18 protein-coding genes and 1 pseudogene are annotated in these 21,751 nt (G+C 44.0%); 13 read left to right on the top strand and 6 right to left on the bottom strand.

The genetic code is table 11. From position 1 onward, the window contains the following. Positions 1–110, top strand: a pseudogene (locus FTT87_RS08140) (IS701 family transposase); the annotation flags it as partial. Positions 111–984: 874 nt separating this feature from the next. Here the strand turns inward: FTT87_RS08140 and FTT87_RS08135 are convergent. After that, a complete protein-coding gene (locus tag FTT87_RS08135) occupies positions 985–2,808 on the bottom strand; it encodes an acyl-CoA dehydrogenase C-terminal domain-containing protein (RefSeq protein WP_180174665.1) in 1,824 nt (607 codons plus the stop codon). Between the two features lie 226 nt (positions 2,809–3,034). Here FTT87_RS08135 and FTT87_RS08130 point away from each other — a divergent pair, with 226 nt between their 5' ends. Continuing rightward, entirely contained in the window at positions 3,035–5,401 is a 2,367-nt protein-coding gene (locus FTT87_RS08130; protein ID WP_180174664.1) for a hypothetical protein, read from the top strand. Positions 5,402–5,460: 59 nt separating this feature from the next. Here the strand turns inward: FTT87_RS08130 and aroE are convergent, their stop codons facing one another. The 3 genes from aroE to hemF form a co-directional block, all read right to left on the bottom strand. After that, complete coding sequence (aroE, locus tag FTT87_RS08125) at positions 5,461–6,249, bottom strand: shikimate dehydrogenase (RefSeq protein ID WP_180174663.1); 789 nt, start codon at positions 6,247–6,249, stop codon at positions 5,461–5,463. Between the two features lie 133 nt (positions 6,250–6,382). After that, positions 6,383–6,589, bottom strand: coding sequence for a hypothetical protein (locus FTT87_RS08120; protein WP_086195801.1), 207 nt, complete (start codon positions 6,587–6,589; stop codon positions 6,383–6,385). 280 nt (positions 6,590–6,869) lie between these two features. Continuing rightward, positions 6,870–7,814, bottom strand: coding sequence for an oxygen-dependent coproporphyrinogen oxidase (hemF, locus tag FTT87_RS08115; protein ID WP_086195800.1), 945 nt, complete (start codon positions 7,812–7,814; stop codon positions 6,870–6,872). A 273-nt stretch (positions 7,815–8,087) separates the two neighbouring features. Here hemF and hemN point away from each other — a divergent pair, with 273 nt between their 5' ends. Continuing rightward, positions 8,088–9,452 (top strand): oxygen-independent coproporphyrinogen III oxidase, encoded by a 1,365-nt coding sequence (gene hemN / locus FTT87_RS08110; RefSeq protein ID WP_180042136.1) that lies wholly within the window; start codon positions 8,088–8,090, stop codon positions 9,450–9,452. Between the two features lie 104 nt (positions 9,453–9,556). Here hemN and ribA read toward each other — a convergent pair whose 3' ends face one another. Continuing rightward, positions 9,557–10,159: a GTP cyclohydrolase II gene (ribA, locus tag FTT87_RS08105; protein WP_166168681.1), complete on the bottom strand. Its 603-nt coding sequence runs from the start codon at positions 10,157–10,159 to the stop codon at positions 9,557–9,559. Positions 10,160–10,469: 310 nt separating this feature from the next. Here ribA and dxs point away from each other — a divergent pair, with 310 nt between their 5' ends. The 8 genes from dxs to FTT87_RS08065 all read left to right on the top strand — a co-directional run bounded on the left by dxs (position 10,470) and on the right by FTT87_RS08065 (position 19,333). Beyond that, positions 10,470–12,377 carry a 1-deoxy-D-xylulose-5-phosphate synthase gene (gene dxs, locus FTT87_RS08100; protein WP_180174662.1) on the top strand — a complete coding sequence of 636 codons (1,908 nt, stop codon included), beginning with the start codon at positions 10,470–10,472 and terminating at the stop codon, positions 12,375–12,377. Positions 12,378–12,493: 116 nt separating this feature from the next. Beyond that, the gene (locus FTT87_RS08095) at positions 12,494–13,324 is read left to right on the top strand and encodes an inositol monophosphatase family protein (RefSeq protein ID WP_166168685.1); all 831 of its coding nucleotides are present in this window, start codon (positions 12,494–12,496) and stop codon (positions 13,322–13,324) included. 540 nt (positions 13,325–13,864) lie between these two features. Further along, positions 13,865–15,727 carry a DEAD/DEAH box helicase gene (locus FTT87_RS08090; protein WP_180042132.1) on the top strand — a complete coding sequence of 621 codons (1,863 nt, stop codon included), beginning with the start codon at positions 13,865–13,867 and terminating at the stop codon, positions 15,725–15,727. A gap of 388 nt (positions 15,728–16,115) precedes the next feature. Further along, positions 16,116–16,934, top strand: coding sequence for an ABC transporter ATP-binding protein (locus FTT87_RS08085; RefSeq protein ID WP_180174661.1), 819 nt, complete (start codon positions 16,116–16,118; stop codon positions 16,932–16,934). Beyond that, positions 16,931–17,710 (top strand): lipid asymmetry maintenance ABC transporter permease subunit MlaE, encoded by a 780-nt coding sequence (mlaE, locus tag FTT87_RS08080; RefSeq protein ID WP_166168689.1) that lies wholly within the window; start codon positions 16,931–16,933, stop codon positions 17,708–17,710. The genes FTT87_RS08085 and mlaE overlap by 4 nt, the downstream gene beginning before the upstream one ends. Continuing rightward, a complete protein-coding gene (locus FTT87_RS08075) occupies positions 17,710–18,381 on the top strand; it encodes an outer membrane lipid asymmetry maintenance protein MlaD (RefSeq protein WP_086195792.1) in 672 nt (223 codons plus the stop codon). The genes mlaE and FTT87_RS08075 overlap by 1 nt, the downstream gene beginning before the upstream one ends. An 18-nt stretch (positions 18,382–18,399) precedes the next feature. After that, positions 18,400–19,026 (top strand): phospholipid-binding protein MlaC, encoded by a 627-nt coding sequence (locus tag FTT87_RS08070; RefSeq protein ID WP_086195791.1) that lies wholly within the window; start codon positions 18,400–18,402, stop codon positions 19,024–19,026. Positions 19,027–19,042: 16 nt separating this feature from the next. Continuing rightward, positions 19,043–19,333 carry a lipid asymmetry maintenance protein MlaB gene (locus FTT87_RS08065; RefSeq protein WP_086195790.1) on the top strand — a complete coding sequence of 97 codons (291 nt, stop codon included), beginning with the start codon at positions 19,043–19,045 and terminating at the stop codon, positions 19,331–19,333. 238 nt (positions 19,334–19,571) lie between these two features. Here the strand turns inward: FTT87_RS08065 and FTT87_RS08060 are convergent, their stop codons facing one another. Continuing rightward, positions 19,572–20,585: a CorA family divalent cation transporter gene (locus tag FTT87_RS08060; protein WP_086195789.1), complete on the bottom strand. Its 1,014-nt coding sequence runs from the start codon at positions 20,583–20,585 to the stop codon at positions 19,572–19,574. A gap of 149 nt (positions 20,586–20,734) precedes the next feature. Here FTT87_RS08060 and FTT87_RS08055 point away from each other — a divergent pair, with 149 nt between their 5' ends. Together FTT87_RS08055 and FTT87_RS08050 are read left to right on the top strand one after the other, a co-directional pair. Beyond that, entirely contained in the window at positions 20,735–21,334 is a 600-nt protein-coding gene (locus FTT87_RS08055) for a TIGR00730 family Rossman fold protein (protein ID WP_086195914.1), read from the top strand. Beyond that, a complete protein-coding gene (locus FTT87_RS08050; RefSeq protein WP_180174660.1) occupies positions 21,331–21,738 on the top strand; it encodes an NUDIX domain-containing protein in 408 nt (135 codons plus the stop codon). The genes FTT87_RS08055 and FTT87_RS08050 overlap by 4 nt, the downstream gene beginning before the upstream one ends. The last annotated feature ends 13 nt before the right edge of the window (positions 21,739–21,751 follow it).

Raw genomic sequence — 21,751 nt, 5'->3', positions numbered from 1 at the left:
AAAATGTATATCGTTGGCAGAAGAAATTATTTAGACCAATGATCAAAAACTTCATTGATGACTTTATTCTCGATAAAAATCATCTGCTACCACAGAGAATCTATAAATAATAGTGCGTAAGTCCTATCATACATGAAATAAATAAATATTCAAGTTTTTTATATATATTATAATTTTTTTTTATAAAAATAATCGTTAAACAAACCAGATATTAAATAAATTAAATTTATTCAATTACTTATTTTTAAAACCAAGATGCTTGTTTTTCTATTGATTGCTGGTTCTAGCTCAGCATTGTTTCCTGTTCCGCAGTAAGTCATGCCAATAGGCAAGTGAAAAGAAACGTTTGCTACATATTGTGCAACCATGTCCACATCTCAAAAGCGATTTAAACTGGGGCGACTTTCTGTAGGTGAAGGGTAATTAACTGAATGGGGGGCAGAAAAGATATATTTACCTTCGTTGAACTGCGGGCATACGGCTACTTGCCCGCCGATGAAACAATATTTAAATCGAAGAGCCGAGGAGAATATTCAAGGAGGAAATAAACACCGGCATCAAGTTTACTCGATAGGGAAAACGCTTAGCTTTGTACGCTCTGACGTACATTGATTTAGGGATTTTGCGGATTGGAACAGCCGTTCTTTTTTCTTTAGATCAAGTCATACAGGAACAGGATATTCTGGAACAGAAAACAACAATAATACGTTCAAACACCAGGACTGTGAGGCAAGACAGGAGTCATGCTTAATCAACCCATACGAAAAACCCCGGCATCCTGCCGGGGTTTTTCTTTGCCATTGCGTCATGCTCATTAGCTGTGCTGATGAGCACTATCCCATTTTTGGGACTGGCTACCGCAATATGCATACAATCAGTAAATTCTCCGCAAGGGTATTATTTGATATAAGTGCTTTTATGGAATATGGCTTGAAAATAAAAGAGCACCGAAGTGCTCTTTTATTTTGACTTAAACTTTACAGCTTAGTAGTCAAAGCTAAAGTGTTCAGGTGCCAGTGAAGTCATGGTTTTTGACGGATTGACCATTGCTTCGGCATGACCTTGGGTACGTGGCAGCAGGCGTTCAAAGTAGAAATCTGCTGTTTTGATTTTTGCTTTGTAGAATTCAGGCACTTCCTGACCTTCACCAGCAGCCAGTTTTGCAGAAGCTACAGCGGCTTGTTGCGCCCAGAAATAAGCCATCATTACATAGCCAGAGAACATCAAGAAATCGACAGATGCAGATGACACGATGTCGCGGTCTTTACGTGCCGCCAGCATAATACGAACGGTGAGAGCATTCCATTGTGCGCAAAGCTTGGTCAAGTCCCAAGCAAAACGGCGCATGTATTTGTTACGCGCATGCTGACCACAGAACTTCAAGATTTCGGCCGTGTAGTCACGAATCACTTTACCTCTAGAGGTTAACAGGACTTTACGGCCAATCAAGTCAAGTGCCTGTACACCAGTGGTCCCTTCGTACAGGGTAGAGATACGTGAGTCACGAACAATCTGTTCCATGCCCCATTCTTTGATGTAACCATGACCGCCGTAGACTTGCATACCGTGGTTGGCAGCTTCAAAACCCAATTCAGTCAAAAAACCTTTCAGGATAGGGGTGTAGAAACCCAAGTGATCATCATGTGCTTCATAGGCTGCAGTATCACCCTGTACTAAGGCATCAGCCATTTTGTCGGCAATTTGCGCGGCGTAATAAATCATTGCACGACCGCCTTCAGCAATCGCTTTTTGAGTGAGCAGCATACGACGAACGTCAGCATGGTGAATGATCGCATCCGCCACTTTTTCTGGGTCTTTCTTGCCTGAAAGGGCACGCATCGACATACGCTCCTTGGCATAAGGAAGGGCACCCTGGAATGACAATTCTGCATGGGCAATACCCTGGATCGCGGTACCGATACGCGCAGTGTTCATGAAAGTGAACATGGCATGCAAGCCTTTGTGTGGCTCGCCAATCAGGTAACCCGTTGCATTGTCAAAGTTTAAAACGGCGGTTGCAGAAGCGCGAATCCCCATTTTGTGTTCGATTGAACCACAGCTGACAGGGTTGCGCTCACCCACTGTACCATCTGCATTGACCAGGAATTTTGGCACGATGAACAGCGAAATACCTTTGGTCCCGGCAGGCGCATCTGGAAGGCGGGCAAGCACAATGTGAATAATGTTTTCAGTTAAATCGTGTTCACCGGCAGAGATAAAGATTTTCGTGCCCGAAATGGCATAGGTACCATCTGCCTTGGGTTCTGCCTTGGTTTTGACCTGGCCTAAGTCCGTACCACATTGTGGTTCGGTAAGACACATCGTACCTGACCATTCTCCTGTCACCAGGTTAGGCATATAGGTGTTTTTTTGTGCTTCAGTACCAAACTGAAGAATGGTGTTCATACAGCCGACGCTTAAACCCGGATACATCTGGAAGGCCCAGTTCGCAGTACCCATCATTTCTGATTTGATCAGGTTTAAAGATTGCGGCAGGTTTTGACCGCCAAATTCTTCAGGGAAAGACAAACCTTGCCAGCCGCCTTGCACGAACTGGTCATAGGCTTCTTTAAAGCCTTTTGGGGTTTTGACTTCACCATTTTCAAAGTGACAGCCTTCTTCATCACCCGATTGGTTGAGTGGAGAAAGTACGTTTTCACAGAAATCTGCCGCACCTTCAAGAATCATGTCTACAGTGTCAGCATCCGCTGCTTCACCATTTGAAAGCGTTTTGTAATGTGCCGGGTAATCAAGCACTTCATTCATTAAGAAACGAATGTCGTGCAAAGGGGCTTTATATGCTGGCATAGTCTTAATCCTAATTTAGAAATAGTTCTGGATTATCTGTATCGATACCTTGATTATTCACATTTATCATCAAAAAACATTGATAAGGATAGCGATTAAAAATGTCAGAAATGCGAATTATAAAATATGCTCGACCGAATAGTATCAACATCCTATTATGTTATATTGGGTTGTAATTCTGTAGCTTAGAACAGAATAAAGTATAATGAATATAAGGTGTTTACATGTGAAGGCACAACTAAAATATTTAACTTTTTGTCTTTGTAGTCTCAGTTTCGCAGGCTGTTCACAGCATGTCATAAAGACCAATCCGAATCAGGTGGCAACTGTAGAGCAAAGAGCGATTCATGGTCTAAATGCGATGTTTGAAACATCCAGTTATGATTTTCGGGGCAAGCTTAGTGTGCAGTCTAGTCCGGACATAGGACGTCAAAAAGCACAGCAACAAGTCAATCCGGCGACAGCATTTGAGCCGGCATTGAAAAAACGCTTAGATCAATATTTAAAAGCGCAGAATATCCGTTTAAACCGCACTGAAAAACAAAACCTGTATGCCGCTATGGCGAAACAGCAGCAAGGGCATGCGGACAGTTTTGCTTCAGAGTACAAGCTGAGTTCATTCAATATTTTTGCATTGAATTTACTCAATAATACGCAATTTGAATATGATGGTTCTGTGCATTATCGAGAAAAGACCGCTGCTTTAAACTTGGCAGCCCGTTATGAAAAGCCGACCTTGCTGGTGCAAATGAAAGTACCGATGGTGGTCGATTTTAAAGAATATAAATTTTATACCAATTATTTTTCTTTGATGCCGTATTTGGTGAATAAAGACAGTCAAAACAGCTTTGCCTATATTGATTTCTCGAAATATAAAGCTGATTTTGAACGGGTAAATGTAGCGAAGTTGGCTGATTATTTAAAAGCGGTAAATGCCTTGCCATATATTTTGGCTGATGCTAGACAAATCAAAAGTCTGCCACTGAGCGTTGCAGAGAAGAACGGTCAGTTGACTGAAAAAATACGTTTTAGCAGCACCTTGGAAGAACTGATGTTGCAAATGGCCCTGTTTGAACAGGTGAATGAGCCGTATTTAAAGCGCTCCGTGCTGGGCTATACCGCGGCTACTAAAGTGAGCGATGCCGGGAGTGAAAAGCAGGCGGGAGAGGTTGTAACCCAGGCTGTGGAAGATACTGCTTCACCTGTGCAAGCGGGTAAAGCTGATGCTGTGGCTCAAGACGGCACAGCCTACAGTGCAACACTTGCCTTGCGTGAACTGGTCAGCGACAAACTTTATGGTTCAGCCGATTCACTGGTAGACGAAGAGGATGTAGCGCTAGAAACAGAAACGGATGATGAAAGCCCGACAGAACAAGACACTGCTGATGAAACTATTACTCTTACAGTAGACGACTGCCAGCGTATAATTGCTACGCCAAAAACAGCCCAAGTCGGTGATTTAACATACTGCGTTTCTGCTTATGAATTAGATGCTTTTAAGCGTGTTGAACCGGTACAGATCACGGCTTCAGTTGAAGCGAAGGACCGTTCGGTACACGAAAAATTAGCCTTGGTCTTTGCACCGTATGTTTCTGAACAGTTTATAGATGCAGCGCATTTTGCTGAGCTGTGGGCAACGCACCAGCCTGAAATTCGTCAGGTTCTGGCGGCAAGTTCGCCAGCTAAAAAGACCCCGATACAAATAGATGTCGGTTTAGATGCTCAGGGACGTGCGGCACAGGTCGATTATGCTGTGCAATTCCTTACTGAAAAGTACGGTAAAATTGATGTACAGGCCGATATGCGTGTATTTAATTATGGGCAAGCCAGCAAAATTGACCGTGCTGCATTGCGCGATGCCAAGTCGATTCAAGAGGTGAGCAAAGGTTCAATTTTAGAAAAATGGGTGAAAGATGTAGGGCGAACTCTGGAGCAGCCAGCTGCTGTGATGGAAGGAACTAAAGCCGAAGCACCCGCCTTAAGCTATGAGGATGAGTTGAATCTGTTGGCCGATAAAACCTATCAGCAAGCCCAGTCGTTCAGTCAAACCTACCAAACCTTATTTTTGCTCGATATGGCTGCAGAGCAAAGTGAGTGGGTGAAAAACCTTAGTCCGCAAACCTTGCAAGAAATGGCAGAGGTGTATGCCTACTGGTTTAGCGATGAACAGTATTATGATCCTAAAGGCAAAGAACTTGAGCGCATTAAGGCCTTACAGAAAAAACATCATCTTGAGGATGACAGCCAATTCAACCGGGCTATAGGCAGCCATGTTAATACCTTAACTGAGCGTGCTGTAGGCGAAGGTAAGGTCGCTGCAGCTTGGCACCAAGCCGCGAAGCAGTATAAGCAGCCACAGCATATTTTTGCCCAGCAATACCTGAAAGCATATCGGGAGGAATATCCGGACAATGCCGCCGACTCGCGTGTGCTCAAAGAAACTGCGCAGATTTTGGGGCAAAGCTATATCGACAGCAAGCATGGAAAATTAAGTCAGAAAACGATTCAAGACCTGACCCTTCAACATGCTGAAGTTATTAATTATGAAATATATATGGAAGTGTATGAAAATATGCAGAAATATGTAAAATAAACAGGAAGATGGTTCAAAAGAACCTCAGATCATCCTGAGGTTCTTTTGATGAATGTTAGTTAAAGAAAGTCTTTTAATTCAGGTTTAATGCCGTTCCAGATATAAAAAGCTTCAATCGCCTGTCCAACCAGCATGCCATAACCTTCCGAGGTCGGAACACCGCGGGTTTTGGCTTGATCTAAAAAGCTGGATGGCTTGCCATAGGCCATTTCGTAGGCATACTCAAATTGTAAAGCTTCAGGTAAAACTAAGGCATCACCGGTTAAACTTGCCGAAGTTGCATTAATGACAATCTCAAAATGACCAGCCAGATCATTTAAAGAAGTGGCTTCAAGGGTGGCTTGCGGCACAGCAGGTCTTAAATCGGTAACCAGTTGTTCTGCACGGGCTAAAGTCCGGTTAGCGATGACAATTTTTTTCGCACCCGCCTGTACCAAGGGGTAGATGACACCACGGGTTGCACCGCCCGCACCTATAATCAGAATTTCGGCATCGGTTAAATTCCACTCTAGGGCCTTGATGGCATCGACCAGACCTTGACCATCAGTATTGTCGCCATACAGCTTGCCATCCTGCATCCATAGGGTATTGACTGCCTTGGCAATTTTGGCACGTTCGGTTAATACGGCACAGGCTGCAAAAGCTTGCTCTTTGAAGGGCACGGTCACATTCATGCCCATACCGCCCTGAGCAAAAAACTCCTCGATATTGGCTGCAAAGCCATCCAGTGGGGCAAGGCGTTTGCTATAGCTCAGGTTAATGCCAGTTTTTTCGGCAAAAGCATGATGCAGTTCTGGAGAACGTGATTGTTCGATTGGATTGCCAATCACGGCAAATTGTTTGCTCATTTCACAAGGTCCGTGTGCGGAAATGGCATTCAATATACGTGATTTTTCCCGCAGGCTAAAGCCACTACGGAAAGGAAAAATGACAAAGAAGAAAGAAGAGGGGAAATCGTTAAAGCGGTAAAGTTAAATCCTGTTAAGGATTACAAATTTCGCGAATGGTATCTTCCAGCCACATGGCTGCAGTAAAAAATAGGGCAAAACCTGCAAATACGGTAAAGCTAATCGACACGCTGTCTGCAAGGGTGTTATGTGAAAGCAAGGTAATGGTGATAGAACACACGATCAGGGTTAAAATACACCAAAATAAAATCACCTTATTATTTAACATTGTGTTGAGCATCGTTTCTCCTTCAAGCATACTTTTTTGTATTTATCCATGCTGATTAAATCAGTATAGGTCATGAATATCATGATCCAGTCTAAACGATTTTTGTGACACACTCGTGTCTAGTGCTGTAAGGAAATATGTCGGTTTTTCTTGCATTAATAGCCTGGTTAATTATCTTAATTAAATTAAAATATTGATTTTAATTATTTAAATATTTTAAGTGTCGATTTTTTCAAAAGTTATTTCAGTGAAAAATCCCTTTTTCTGTAGTGAAAAAGGGATAAAAACTTTATTATTTTTTAAGTTCGGTCAACCAGTCATGCGGTTTGAGATAATAGTCGGTTAAGCATTTTTCAGGCGAATTTTCCTCCCATTCTGGACGATACGACCAGGCTGCCAATGGGGGCATACTGACCAAAATCGATTCAATTCGACCACCGGTTTGCAGACCAAACAAAGTCCCCCGGTCATAGACCAGGTTATATTCGACATAACGGCCACGACGGTAAAGCTGGAAATCGCGCTGTGCTTCGCTATACGGTTTATCCTGATTGCGTTGAAAGATGGGAACAATCGCTTCCAGATAACCATTGCCGACGGCTTGAATGTATTGAAAGCAGGTTTCAAAATCCCACTGATTTAAATCATCAAAAAATAAGCCGCCAATACCACGCTGTTCGTCGCGATGTTTTAAATAGAAATAATCATCACACCATTTTTTGTGTTCCGCATACACCGTATCACCAAATGGTGCACATAGCTCATGCGCAGTTTGATGCCACGCCAAGACATCTTCATTATTTGGATAAAATGGTGTTAAGTCGAAACCGCCACCAAACCACCACACTGGATCCTGACCTTCTTTTTCGGCCACGAACAGGCGCACGTTGGCATGTGAAGTTGGCACATTGGGATTCTTCGGATGAATCACTAAAGACACACCCATAGCCTGGGCTTTAGCACCGGCAATTTGGGGATGGCGTTCTGTGGCAGAAGCGGGGAGTTTAGCAATGTTGATGTGAGAGAACATGACTCCGCCTTTTTCAATGACGCTGCCCTTTTGCAAGACCCGTGAACGGCCGCCACCGCCTTCAGGGCGCTGCCAGTCATCAATTTCGAATTGAGCTGTGCCGCCTCCTTGTTGTTCTTGTTGTTCAAGTGCCGAGCAAATACGGCTTTGCAGATCAAGCAGGAATTCGCGAACGCGTTGAATATCGGCAGATGTAGGATGCTGCATCAAAGCCCTCATAGCGGAAAAGAAAACTGAGATACATCAAAGCATAAATTGTATAAAAGAGTAAGGATTTTTATGCAGCATGTTTTTTATTGAAATAGATACCATCCATTTTATTGAGACTTTGATTCAAAGTGATCGCTGAAAAATATCCCGACTAGATCACTAGGTTGAATTCTATAAGCAAGCCCAGCAAAATGAGTTGAATATGTGATGCAAAATATGGGTTCGGTTATAAGTATAACCGGCTGTTGCAGTAGAGAGTGGATAGCAACGATGACGCGTTCTTTAATTCAAAAATATAATGTACCCGGACCCCGTTATACCAGTTATCCAACGGTGCCGTATTGGGAAGCCGAGCCATTTTCGCTTGATCTGTGGAAACAGAGCTTAAAACGTTCCTTTGATGAATCCAACTCAAGTGAAGGCATCAGTTTGTATATCCATCTGCCTTTCTGTGAAAGCCTGTGTACTTTCTGCGGCTGCCATAAAAAAGTGACCAAAAAGCATGAGATGGAACAGCCTTATATTCAGGCCGTGCTGAAAGAATGGGATTTGTATTGCCAGTTGCTGGTAACAAAGCCGAAAATTAAAGAAATTCATTTGGGCGGCGGCACACCGACCTTCTTTTCGGTTGAGCATTTACAACAGTTAATTCAGGGCATATTGGCAAAGGCAGAGGTGGCTGCCGAGCATGAATTCAGTTTTGAAGGGCATCCTAACAATACCACCCGTGAACATCTGCAAGCCTTATATGATCTGGGTTTTCGTCGGGTCAGTTACGGGGTCCAGGACTACAATGAAACGGTGCAAAAAGCCATCCACCGGATGCAGCCTTTTGAACATGTACAGCGTGTAACGGAGTGGGCACGTGAAATTGGTTATACGTCCATTTCACATGATTTGGTTTTTGGTCTGCCTTTTCAGAGTTTGCAAGATGTGCTGAATACCATTGATCAAACCAATCGGTTAAGGCCGGACCGTTTGGCATTTTATAGCTATGCGCATGTGCCCTGGATTAAGGGCAATGGCCAGCGTGGTTTTAAAGATGCTGATGTACCGAAAGATGAAATAAAACGCCAGTGCTATGAAGAAGGAAAGAATAAGTTACTAGCGCAAGGTTATCATGAAATTGGTATGGATCATTTTGCTCTAGAAAAAGACAGTATGTGCCAGTCCTTTAAACAGGGGACTTTACATCGTAATTTTATGGGCTATACCGCATCCAAAACCCAAGTGATGATTGGCTTGGGGATTTCTTCGATTAGCGACAGCTGGTACAGCTTTGCGCAAAATGAAAAAAAACTGGAAGACTACTATGCACGTCTGGAGCAAAATGAAATTCCGGTGGTCAAAGGCCATGTGCTGAGTACAGAAGACCTGATGATCCGTAAACATATCTTGAACTTGATGTGTACTTTTACTACATCTTGGGCATCGAAAGAGATGCAATTTCCTGAATTGCCCGAGGTTTTGCGGCAACTTGCAGAAATGCAGCAGGATCAGTTGTTACAGATTGATGAGCAGGGCATTACTGTGACTGAGCAAGGCAAGCCTTTTGTGCGTAATATCTGTATGGCCTTTGATTTACGCCTAAAACGCCGCGTTCCGGAGAATCGGATTTTTTCGATGACGATTTAAATCCCTACAAACTTCCCTTTTAAAAAAGACAACTCCCTCCTTTAGCAAAGGAGGGTTGGGGTGGATTTGTATAAAGTCGGGGAGATTTATAAAATAAGTGGGATTTAAAAATCGCCTTTCTTATACATATGCGCCATGCGTTCATGTTTGGTTTTTAAATACTCGGCATTAAAAGGATTTAAACCGACAGTGAGCGGCACACGGTCAACCACATCAATGCCCAGTTCTTGTAGTGCCTGAATCTTTGAAGGGTTATTGGTAATCAGTTTAACCTGCTTGACCTGTAAATGGTCGAGCATGATGGTACACATGTCATAGTGTCGTGCATCCGCGGGCAAGTTCAGCATCAAGTTGGCATCAACCGTATCGTGTCCCTGATCTTGCAGGGCATAGGCACGAATCTTGTTGGTTAGTCCAATACCGCGACCTTCCTGACGTAAATACAGAATCACGCCTTGACCGACTTCATTAATCAGTTTCTGGGTGGCTTGCAGTTGCGGGCCGCAATCGCATTTCAGTGAAGCAAAGGCATCACCGGTTAAACACTCAGAATGTATTCTCACCAATACCGGTCCGACAGGCGGCATATCCAGACCTTTAGACAGTGCTACATGTTCTTCACCCGTTTTAGGATCTTGAAATACCGTGATTTTAAATTCACCAAAAGCGGTTGGTAATCTTGAAGTCGCGACAAATTCTATGGGCACTGCTTAACTCGTTAAATAGTTCATTAATTAGCTAAAGTATAGCTGAATGATTGGACATTAGTTGAATTGTAAAGATGAATTTATGCAGAAGATTTTCTTTTTTGTATAAAGAGAACGATAATGGTTGATAAATAGTAAGATTATTCAGGATAATCTCGCTCATGAACAAACACCCAGTGTAGAGATTTGCCTCTAAACTGCATCGCTAGAAATGTGGCTGATTTAAAGGTGATACAATTCGATCATTATGCTCGAATAAACCCATTGACCTAGCTTAGGATTTGCCAGGCTTTAGAAGGCTTCGCCATTTATGTTGTATACAGAAATACCGACTCACCGACCTGTAACTCCGTTGCTGAATGCGATTGATCATCCGCAACAATTACGATTGCTCGAGCGCAGCCAACTAGAACAAGTGGCAGATGAGTTACGTCAGTACATTTTGTATGCAGCAGGACAAAGCGGTGGACACTTTGGTGCTAACCTGGGAGTGATCGAACTCACTGTGGCTTTGCACTATTGTTTTAATACGCCGCATGACCGTCTGATCTGGGATGTGGGTCATCAGGCCTATCCGCATAAAGCTTTGACTGGTCGCCGTGAACAGTTGACCACCATTCGTGCCAAAGACGGTTTGGCTGCTTTTCCTGCACGTGAAGAATCGATATTCGATACTTTTGGCGTGGGACATTCTTCAACAGCTATTTCTGCGGGATTGGGCATGGCACTGGCACGCCGTTATCAGAACGATCCGTGTGAAGTGGTGTCGATCATTGGAGATGGTGCCATGACGGCCGGTATGGCCTTTGAAGCCATGAATGATGCCGTTGCACATGATGCAGATTTAATCGTGGTACTGAATGACAATGACATGTCTATTTCGTGCAGTACCGGTGGATTTGCCAAACATTTGGCAGCTATCTGGGAACGTGGCGAATCGGTGAATGTTACTGATGAGGGTGATGCATATATCCAGCCGCATCCGGAATGGACTTACAATTCTCGTTTGCACTGTGCTGCCACTGAAGCTGCAGATAATCTGTTTAAAGCCATTGGTTTTGACTATTTTGGCCCATTTGACGGCCATGATGTCAATCAATTGGTACAGGTATTTAATGCCCTAAAAAAACGTAAAGGTCCGCGTTTAATTCATGTCTATACCAAAAAGGGTAAAGGATTTGCGCCTGCGGAAGCCGATCAGATTAAATACCATGCCATCAGTAAATTAAATACTGTATCTTCAAGCAATGCAGCACCGAAATATTCCGATGTGTTTGGACAATGGCTCTGTGATGAAGCTACCCAAGATCAGCGTTTGCTGGCGATTACGCCGGCTATGTGTGAAGGTTCGGGCATGGTGCAGTTTGCCAAACAGTTCCCGGAACGCTTTTTTGATGTGGCGATTGCCGAACAGCATGCCGTGACCTTGGCGGCAGGGATGGCCTGTGAGGGCTTAAAACCGGTGGTAGCGATTTATTCGACTTTTCTGCAACGCGGTTATGATCAGCTGATTCATGATGTGGCCTTGCAAAATCTGGATGTCACTTTTGGCATCGACCGTGCCGGGCTGGTGGGTGAAGATGGCCCAACCCATGCCGGTGCTTATGACTATGCCTTTATGCGTACTGTACCTAATATGGTCATTATGGCGCCTAAAGATGAAAATGAATGTCGTCAGATGCTGCATACCGCTTATTTATACAATGGTCCAGCGGCGGTACGTTACCCGCGTGGCAATGGTGTAGGGGTTGAAATTCAGCAACAAATGACGGCTTTGGAGATTGGTAAAGCAGAAATTGTAGCCAGTTTTAATGAATCTCAAGAAGACCAGATTAGCATTCTGGCATTCGGTAGCCGTGTCAGTGTGGCGGTAGAAGCAGCACAAACACTCGCCGCTAGCCATGAGGTGGGGGTGCGTGTGGTGAATATGCGCTTCATTAAACCGCTGGATGAACAGATTATTGAACAGTTGGCTGCGACAACCAGTCTATTTGTCACTGTTGAAGAACATGCCGTGATGGCAGGCGCAGGCAGTGCGGTAAACGAGTATTTGGCGCAGGCACAAATTGTTAAACCAATCTTGAATTTGGGGCTGGCAGACGTCTTCATGCACCAAGCTTCACATGCACAGATGCTGCAACAAGCCGGGCTGGATGCCAAAGGAATTGAAAAATCAGTTGAATTGGCCTGGTCAAAGCTTGTGCAGTCGGTGTCCTGATCAATTTAAAAAATTTTAGAAACATTTTTTCCCTAAAAGCCCTCGTATTTGTTAAAATGTGAGGGCTTTTATGCATTATTCTTTATCAATATCTTCAAATTTGTAGTGGGTGTTCAATGGAACCTATGGTGGTGATGGCTGCGCGTGCGGCTCAATTAGTTGGTCAAGAGCTTTTAAAAGCGCATCAAAATCGTCATAAACTCGATCTACAAGTCGAAGAAAAAGGGATTGATGGTCCGGTAACGCGTGTAGACCGTTATTTGGAACAATTGACTATCGATACGCTACGTAAAAGCTATAAAAACCACAGCTTCCTTGGTGAAGAGTTTGGTCTGCAAGAAGGTAAAGGTCACGACGCCGAATGGTGCTGGGTGATCGATCCACTTGATGGAACTTTAAACTTCATTAACGGTTTCCCGCATTTCTGTATTTCTATTGCTGTTCAGCACAAAGGTGTGACTCAACACGGCGTGATTTATGACCCTGTAAAAGATGAGTTATTCTCTGCCAGTCGTGGTCGCGGTGCCATGTTGAATCAACGCCGTATTCGCGTAAATGTCAAAGACAGCCTGCAAAATACTTTCCTTGCCGTAGGTCATGCTTACCGTGCTAAACGTAACGGTGAAGTGATCTCTTATGCAAAAAACCATTTTGAGTCATTATTAAACGTCACTGAAGCGGGTGCACAATACCGTCGTGCTGGTTCTGCTGCATTAGATTTGGCTTATGTTGCTGCAGGCCGTTTGGATGGTTATTTTGAACTGGGTCTGAAACCTTGGGATATCGCTGCAGGCGAGTTAATCGTGAAAGAAGCGGGTGGTACTGTAGTGGATGCACGTGGTGGTGCCGATTCTATGGAAAATGGTCAAGTACTTGCTTGCTCTATGAAAATGCTTAAACCTTTAATGCAAGCTGTTGTTCCGGCTTGGGGTGACGCAGCCAAGTAAGATCGATTGAATCGAGTGACATGACAAAAAAGCTCTCCTGGTGAGGGCTTTTTTTATTTCTGGATTAAATTCCTGATTCAATGAAAATGCCGGATAGCGCCTATTTGCCCGCATTTTTATCCAGATAAAGCGTTACAATATTACCTGTTTAAAAATTAAACAAAATTGAGTTGTAAAATAGACTGTTACTGAAAAAAACAGTATGTATGCATCATTTGATCGAAAAAAATGATTACTTTTTTAAATGGTTCTGTTATTATGCCGCCACGCACTTAAATTTCCGTTCTTTACCTGAACATTATCTTCTAATCATTGTATGCGCGTGCTGTCCATAGAGAGGACATATCCTTCGCGCCCCAATCGCTTAAGCGATTCCTTCAGGTTTGCGGCCGTAATCATGCGTGCGTTATATCCACATCGTCGTTATTCGGATCGCTGCTGAATTCTTATTTTTTCAGCTCTAATTGCTGTGCCGCTTTTTGCCGATGTCCATATTGTAATTTATTAAATGGAGCACCCATTTCAGGGTGAATACTCTCTATGAGCAAAACTTTTGCTGATTTTTCCCTCGATGAGTCATTAACACAGGCTCTTGAAGGTTTAGGCTTTACTACGCCAACTCCTGTACAAGAACAAGCGATTCCTGCTGCGCTTGAAGGTAAAGACCTTTTAGTATCAAGCCAAACCGGTTCTGGTAAAACAGCTGCATTCTTGCTTCCAACTTTGAATGCACTTGCAAATCAAGATACTTTCGTACCGTTTAAAGAACGTATGAAAGCAATTACTCAACCGTCTATTTTGGTAATTTCTCCGACTCGTGAGCTTGCACAGCAAGTATGTCAGGATGCGATTGCCTTGGTTCGCCATATGAAAGGCGTACGTGTAGCTGCAATCATGGGTGGTATGCCTTTTGGTAAACAAATCCAGCAGTTAAAAGGTGCACAAGTGGTTGTAGCGACTCCAGGTCGTTTACTTGACTTGGTTAACCGTCGTCAAATTAAACTCGACAAAGTTGATTCATTAATTGTTGATGAAGCTGACCGTATGCTGGATCTTGGGTTCTCTGAAGATCTAGAAGCCATTGGTGATTTGGCTGCAAACCGTAAGCAAACACTTATGTTCTCTGCGACATTTGCTCCACGTATCATTACACTTGCAGAACGCATGATGAATGATCCGATGCGTATTTCGATTGAAACTGGTCACTCTACAAATACTGATATTACTCAGACTTTGCATTGGACTGACGGTTTCGAACATAAGAAAAAACTTCTTACTCACTGGTTGAACGAAGAAGACGTTGATCAAGCAGTCGTATTTGCTTCTACTCAAGAAGACACAGATATGTTGGCTGAAGAACTTGCTGAAGCAGGTCTATCAGTTGTAGCACTTCATGGTGCTATGCCACAAACTGTTCGTAACCGTCGTTTACGCAGCATCCGTGAAGGCCGTGCTAAGATCCTTGTTGCAACTGACGTTGCTGCGCGTGGTCTTGATGTACCAACCATTTCTCACGTAATTAACTTCGGTCTTCCAATGAAGAACGAAGACTATGTACACCGTATTGGTCGTACTGGTCGTGCCGGTCGTACTGGTAAAGCAATTACACTTGCAACTTACCGTGAACGCGGCAAGATCCGTGCTTTAGAAGACTTCCTGGAAGCGCGTTTAAACGTTTCTGAAATTGAAGGTCTTGAGCCATCTCCACCTCCTGCACGCGGTAGTCGTGATGGCGGCGGTCGTGGTCGTAGCGGTCGTGATGGCGGTGGTCGTGGTCGTGGCGGTTTTGGCGGTCGTGATGGCGGTGGTCGTGCACGTTTTGAAGGCGAAAGTAACTTCAAACGTCGTGAAGGCGGTGATGATCGTCCACGTCGCAGCTACGATGACAAACCACGTGGCGAACGTCCAGCATTCGGTGGAGAAGATCGTCCACGTCGTGAATTCAATAGCGACCGTCCACGCCGTGAAGGTGGTTTTGGTGATCGTCCACAACGCAGCTTTGGCGGTGAAGATCGTCCACGTCGCGAATATAATGGCGACCGTCCACAACGTAGCTTTGGCGGTGAAGATCGTCCACGTCGTGAAGGTGGTTTTGGCGACCGTCCACAACGTTCTTTTGATGACCGTCCGAAGCGTGATTTCGGTGATCGTCCAGCTCCACGTCGTGAAGGTGGTTTTGGCGACCGTCCTCGTTCTAACGATGACAACCGTGGTAACCGCGTAGACTATAAACCAGCAGGTGATCGTCCACGTCGCGAATTCAATGGTGACCGTCCACAACGTAGCTTTGGTGATCGTCCACAACGTTCGTTTGCTGATGATCGTCCTAAGCGTTCTTTCAGTGAAGATCGTCCTAAACGCAGTTTTGGTGAAGATCGCCCACGTCGCAAATTTAACGACTAATAACGTTAGATTTGGGTAGTAAAAAACCGGTGGAAACACCGGTTTTTTTATGGGATTAATCTTTGATCTTATTGGATAGAAATGTATACTGGATCATAGTTTGTCTTGATTCTGTTAAATATGAATAATGAATCTAATTATTATGTTTGGAATTTTAATCAAGAGGTGATTATGCCTTATATTGGTTTAATTTTATTACTCATCAATATTGCATACTATATCTATAATAGCTTTCTGTAACACAGTATCCTGTTTGTTAAAATAATTGCACCACAATTAAATAATTAAAAAATTATGGTAAATCGGTTGCTTTTTACCTAAAGGTAACATTTTAAACCCGAATCCTTTATAGTATGCATGCTGAAAAAATGCAGGAAAACCCTCAGCTATGAATAATCAAATACCTCAGCAAGCTCAATCTTGGATTGAAGTCCATGATTTGAGTTTTAAACGAGGGAAACGTGTCATTTTCGATAATGTCAGTTTAAAAATTCGGCGTGGCCAGATTACCGCGATTATGGGGCCTTCAGGTACGGGAAAAACCACTTTGCTGCGTCTGATTGGTGGTCAGTTGACGCCTGAGCACGGTGAAATTCTCTTGGACGGCAAAAGTATTGCAGATATGTCACGTCAGGAATTATTTGCTGCACGTGCACGTATGGGGATGCTATTCCAAAGCGGTGCACTGTTTACCGATATGAGCGTCTATGAAAACGTGGCTTTTCCGTTACGTGCACATACGCAACTTTCGGAACATCTGATTGCCGAGCTGGTGGCACTCAAACTGGAAGCGGTAGGCTTACGCGGTACTGAAAAGCTGATGCCTTCAGAGCTGTCAGGCGGTATGAACCGTCGTGTGGCCCTGGCTCGCGCCATTGCACTGGATCCGGAACTGATCATGTACGATGAACCTTTTGCCGGCCAAGATCCGATTGTAAAAGGGGTGCTTGCACGTTTAATTCGTACCTTGCGTGAAGCACTGGATTTAACCACGATTATTGTGTCGCACGATGTGGGAGAAACCCTATCTATTGCCGATTACATCTATATTATCGCGGAAGGGGTTATTCAGGGTGAAGGCACGCCGGCTGAATTAATGCAGCATGAATCGGCATTTGTCCGTCAGTTCTTAACCGGTGCTGCTGAAGGTCCTGTCGATTATCAGTTTAGCCATACGGCTTATTTAAGTGATGAGGTGCGTTCATGAATGCTATTGCCTCATTAGGTAGACGCGTTATTGAACGCGTTCAGGGGATAGGGGTGGCAACCCAGATGTTGCTGCAAATCCTATTTTCCATGCCGACCTGGCTCGGGGTCAAACTGTTTATTTACCAAATGTACCGTATTGGTGTGATGTCTTTATTGATTATTGCCGTATCGGGTTTATTTATTGGTTTGGTACTGGGCTTACAAGGCTATTCCATTTTGGTCAATATCGGCTCAGAAGCCATGCTCGGCACCATGGTGTCTTTAACCTTATTAAGAGAGCTGGCTCCTGTAGTGGCGGCATTGCTGTTTGCAGGGCGTGCCGGTTCAGCTTTAACGGCTGAAATTGGCCTGATGAAAGCCACAGAGCAGCTGGCCAGTATGGAAATGATTGGGGTCGATCCGCTAAAGCGTATTGTTTCCCCGCGTTTATGGGCTGGTATTGTCAGTCTGCCGATGTTATCGATTATTTTTGGTGCCATCGGCATCATGGGCGGTAAAATGGTCGGTGTCGATTTTTTAGGGGTAGATGAAGGTTCTTTCTGGAGTGGCATGCAAAATAGCGTGCAGTTCTATAAAGATATTTTCAATGGCACCATTATTAAAAGCCTGGTTTTTGCATTGCTTTGTACCTGGATTGCGGTCTATCAAGGCTATGCCTGTGTGCCAACGTCAGAAGGAATTGCAACATCAACTACGCGAACAGTAGTGTATTCCTCATTGTGTGTTTTGGGTTCTGATTTTGTGTTGACTGCGGTCATGTTTGGAGGTGTTTAATGAAATCACGTGCAAGTGAGCTGGCCGTAGGTATTTTTGTCATTCTTACCGGTATTGCGTTATTTTTCCTGGCCATGAAAGTCAGTGGCCTGATGGGAACCAACCTGCGTGACAGCTATAACATGACTGCGAGTTTTGACAATGTGAACGGTCTGAAACCGCGTGCCAAAGTGACCATGAGTGGTGTCACCATTGGTCGTGTTACCGATATTACCCTTGATCCGGTATCGCGTTTGGCAACGGTGTATTTCGAGCTGGATGGCAAGTTAACGTCTTTCAACAAAGAACAGCTGAAAAAGGTTCAAGCCAATGCTTTGGAAGAATTGCGCTATAGCACAGAATACAGTGAAGCGGATCCTGCGAAACAAAAAGAAATGGAAAAGCAACTTGTTGTTAACATGAACTCCATCACCAGTATTGATGAAGATGCTTACATTATGGTTGCAACAAATGGTTTATTGGGCGAAAAATATTTGAAAGTGGTACCAGGTGGTGGCCTGAACTATATCAAACGTGGTGAAAGCATTGCCAATACCCAAGGCACCATGGATCTTGAAGATCTGATCAGCAAGTTCATTACTGGCGGTGCGGGCAAGTCATCAGCGAAAGCGGCGGAAGAAAAAACATCAACTGAATCAACAGAAGATGCGCAAACTTCATTTGTTGAATAATTTGGAGAGGAGAATTTAGTGAATACCTTACTTAAACATACACTTGGCATAAGTGTTTTATCAACAATGATGGCGAGTGCTGCTTTTGCACAACCAGCTGAAACTCCACCAGCTTTTGTAAAAAAAGTGGCGGATGGTCTGATTAGCCGTTTAAAAGCGGATCAGGCAAAATTGCAAAACAATCCTGCTGCAGTGAAAGCGATTGTGCGTCAAAACCTTGATCCTTATATTGATTCACAAGCCTTTACCCGTTTGGTGATGGGAACCTATGCCACCAATCAGTATAGTACGGCTGCTCAGCGTGCCAAGTTTGAACACAATTTTCGTGAAACTTTAATCGAAAATTACGGTACAGCGTTTGCTAAATATACCAATCAGACTTATAGCCTGCGTCCATATAAAGAAACCAATAGCAAAAATCCGGTGGTCACGATTGATTTCAACAACAAAGGTGAAAAAACTCCGGTCTCTTTCCAGTTGGTGGATAAAGGCAATCAATGGAAAGTGCGTAATATCAATGTAGCGGGTATTGATTTAGGTTTACAGTTCCGTAATCAGTTTGCTGCAACGGTAAAACGTAATGGTGGCAATATCGATAAAGCTATTGCGAACTTCCAACCAGATGCATCTGTAAATAAAAAATAACCGGGAAGGGTGTTCAGTGATTCAATTCATTCATCAGGAATTGCAGGTTTCCGGCAAAATAGATTATGCTAATGCAGAGGACTATTACCAGCAAGGTTTGAAACTGATTCAATCGCAGCATCAGTTTCCGGTGGTGGTCAATCTGGCAGAGCTGGAACAGGGCAGTACGCTGGCACTGGCAGTACTGGTGCGTTGGTTGCGTCAGACCCCGAAAGCTCAGGGTCTGCAATTTAAAGCAGTCCCTGAGAAAATGATGAAAATCATTCAGGCCTGTCATTTGCAAGATGATCTGCAATTGATTGGCTAAACCAATAAAAAAGCACCGGAAGGTGCTTTTTTATTGAGCTGAGCTTGTAAGAGATGAATATTGAGCAGTCCTCTCTCCCTCAGGGAGAGAGTTAGAGAGAGGGGATAAAATTAGAATTCTAGATTTCTTCCTGTAGCTAGATTGGCGAGTAAAGCAGCTTAGATAAGTAATGAAATTGATGGGATTTAAAATACCTCCCTCTAACTCTCTCCTGGAAGGAGGGAGGATAAATGATGCCTCAAATCCATTTCTTCCAGCGGAAATAGGCCAGCGGTCCAATAAAGAAAGCCGCTAAAATAATACTGACCATAATGAAGCTGGTAGTTCCTCGTGCAAAGGGCAGTACATCGGTATTCATGCCATACACACTGGCAACCAGCATCGGCGGCGCAAGCATACTTGGCAAGATCGAGAAGCGACGGATGGTATCGTTCTGTTCGGTATTAATGAATCCCGAGGTGGTATCCAGCAAGAACCGAACCTTCTGGAACAGGAAGGCATCATGTTCGACCAGAGATCGAACGTCTTCGCTCAGTTCCCGAATATCGGCATCATAAATATGACTGCCCAACGCACGTGGACGGGACAGGAAAGTCAGGACACGGCGCAAATCGATTAAACACAATTGTGCTTTTCCAAGTATGTCTTCCAATTGTGCCAGACGGGTAATCATGTCATCCAGATCGAGAATCTGTTCACGATGGCGGTTGTTGAGCACTTCGGTAGAGTACTTTTCTAGATCCTTGTGGATATCTTCCAGGATATCCGCAAGTTCATCCAGTTTGGCTTCTAGCAAACCAAGCAAGACCCAGGTCGGGTCTTTATAGTCAATCTCATAGTCATTGCGGCGGGCACGGGCACGGAAAGCACGAAAGGCCACCAGTTTTTCACCACGCAGGGTAAACAGGTGTTGTTTATGCAAAATAAAGGCTACCGTTTGCACGGTTGCCAAAATGCTCGAGTTGTCATCGGTTTCGCCATCGACCTGAAAATTTTTATTTTTCGTCAAAAAGTAGGTGCTGATATGTAAAATACCATCATCATCACGGTAAAATCGTGCCGATGAAGAAATATCCTCCAAGGATTTTAGCGTCGGTAAATTTTGCTCATAAGCATCTAAGACCCATTGTTGTTCTTCTTGTGATGGGGCAATGAGATCGATCCACACTAAATCCGGGTGGAGATCAAAACCACCATTGATGGTGGCATCTTCCAAACTACCGCGCTCTGTGGCGTAAAAGGCTTCAAGCATGCTGTCTTTTCCCTGCGCAGTATAGGTGAATTGATGGGTGTATTTTAGACAAGGAATTGAATAAAAACACTGATTCAATCGCTTTTTTATTAAAAAATCTCCTGAAAATTTACTTTATTAATATGACATCTGCAAAACAGGCTGAAACAATGACGAAATCGATCGCAATTTTTTGTGGCTCAGCTTTAGGTACCGATTCGATTTTTTTAGATACCGCACAAAAAGTGGGACAAACCCTTGCTCGGCAAGGTAAAACGCTGGTCTATGGCGGTGGCCGTTCTGGCTTGATGGGTATGGTAGCCGATAGTGCTTTACAGGCAGGTGGCAAAGTCATTGGGGTAATCCCAAGGGTGTTGGTGGATCATGAGCTGGCTCATCCGCATTTAACCGAATTGCATGTGGTTGCGAATATGCATGAACGTAAAACCAGGATGTCGGAACTTTCTGATGCCTTTATTGCCTTGCCGGGTGGTGCAGGTACGCTGGAAGAGATTTTTGAGCAATGGACCTGGTCACAGCTCGGTATTCATTTAAAGCCCTGTGCATTTTTAAATGTGGCCGGATTTTACGATGATTTGCTGAAATTTATTCAGTTGACCACAGCAAAAGGTTTTACTCAGCCACGTTTTGCAGACAGTATGATTGCTTCGGACTCCATTGAAGAGATTTTGCAACAATTTGATGCTTTTCGAGCGCCACAACCGAAATGGGGTATGGCTGATCAAGAAATTTTGGTGAAACATGCATGAATATCATTACTGTGGCGGCGGCCATTATTTTAAATGATCAACAGCAACTGTTAGTGGTGCGTAAACGTAACACGTCCTGCTTTATGCAGGTGGGTGGCAAGCTTGAACCCCATGAGCCACCCGAAATCACAATGCTGCGTGAAATTCAGGAAGAAATAGGCTGTCGGGCCTCGATTGAGCAATTCATCGGTCGTTTTGAAACTGCCACTGCCAACGAGCCGGATCATCAGCTGGTGAGTTATTTGTATTATGTGACTTTAGATCATGCCCCGAAAATTGCCGCAGAAATTGCCGAAATGAAGTGGGTCGATCTGGAGGATCAAACTACCCCATTAGCACCTTTAACCCGTGAAATTGTCATGCCGTGGGTGAAGCGGTTTTTAACAGAAAGCATGATGTTCTGACTGGTAAAAGGAT

The sequence above is a fragment of the Acinetobacter sp. YH01022 genome, assembly GCF_013420235.1.
In the GTDB taxonomy this organism is placed as follows: Bacteria; Pseudomonadota; Gammaproteobacteria; order Pseudomonadales; family Moraxellaceae; genus Acinetobacter.
The sequence above is the reverse complement of the archived record's forward strand: the minus strand, read 5'-3'. Positions and strand labels throughout refer to the sequence as shown.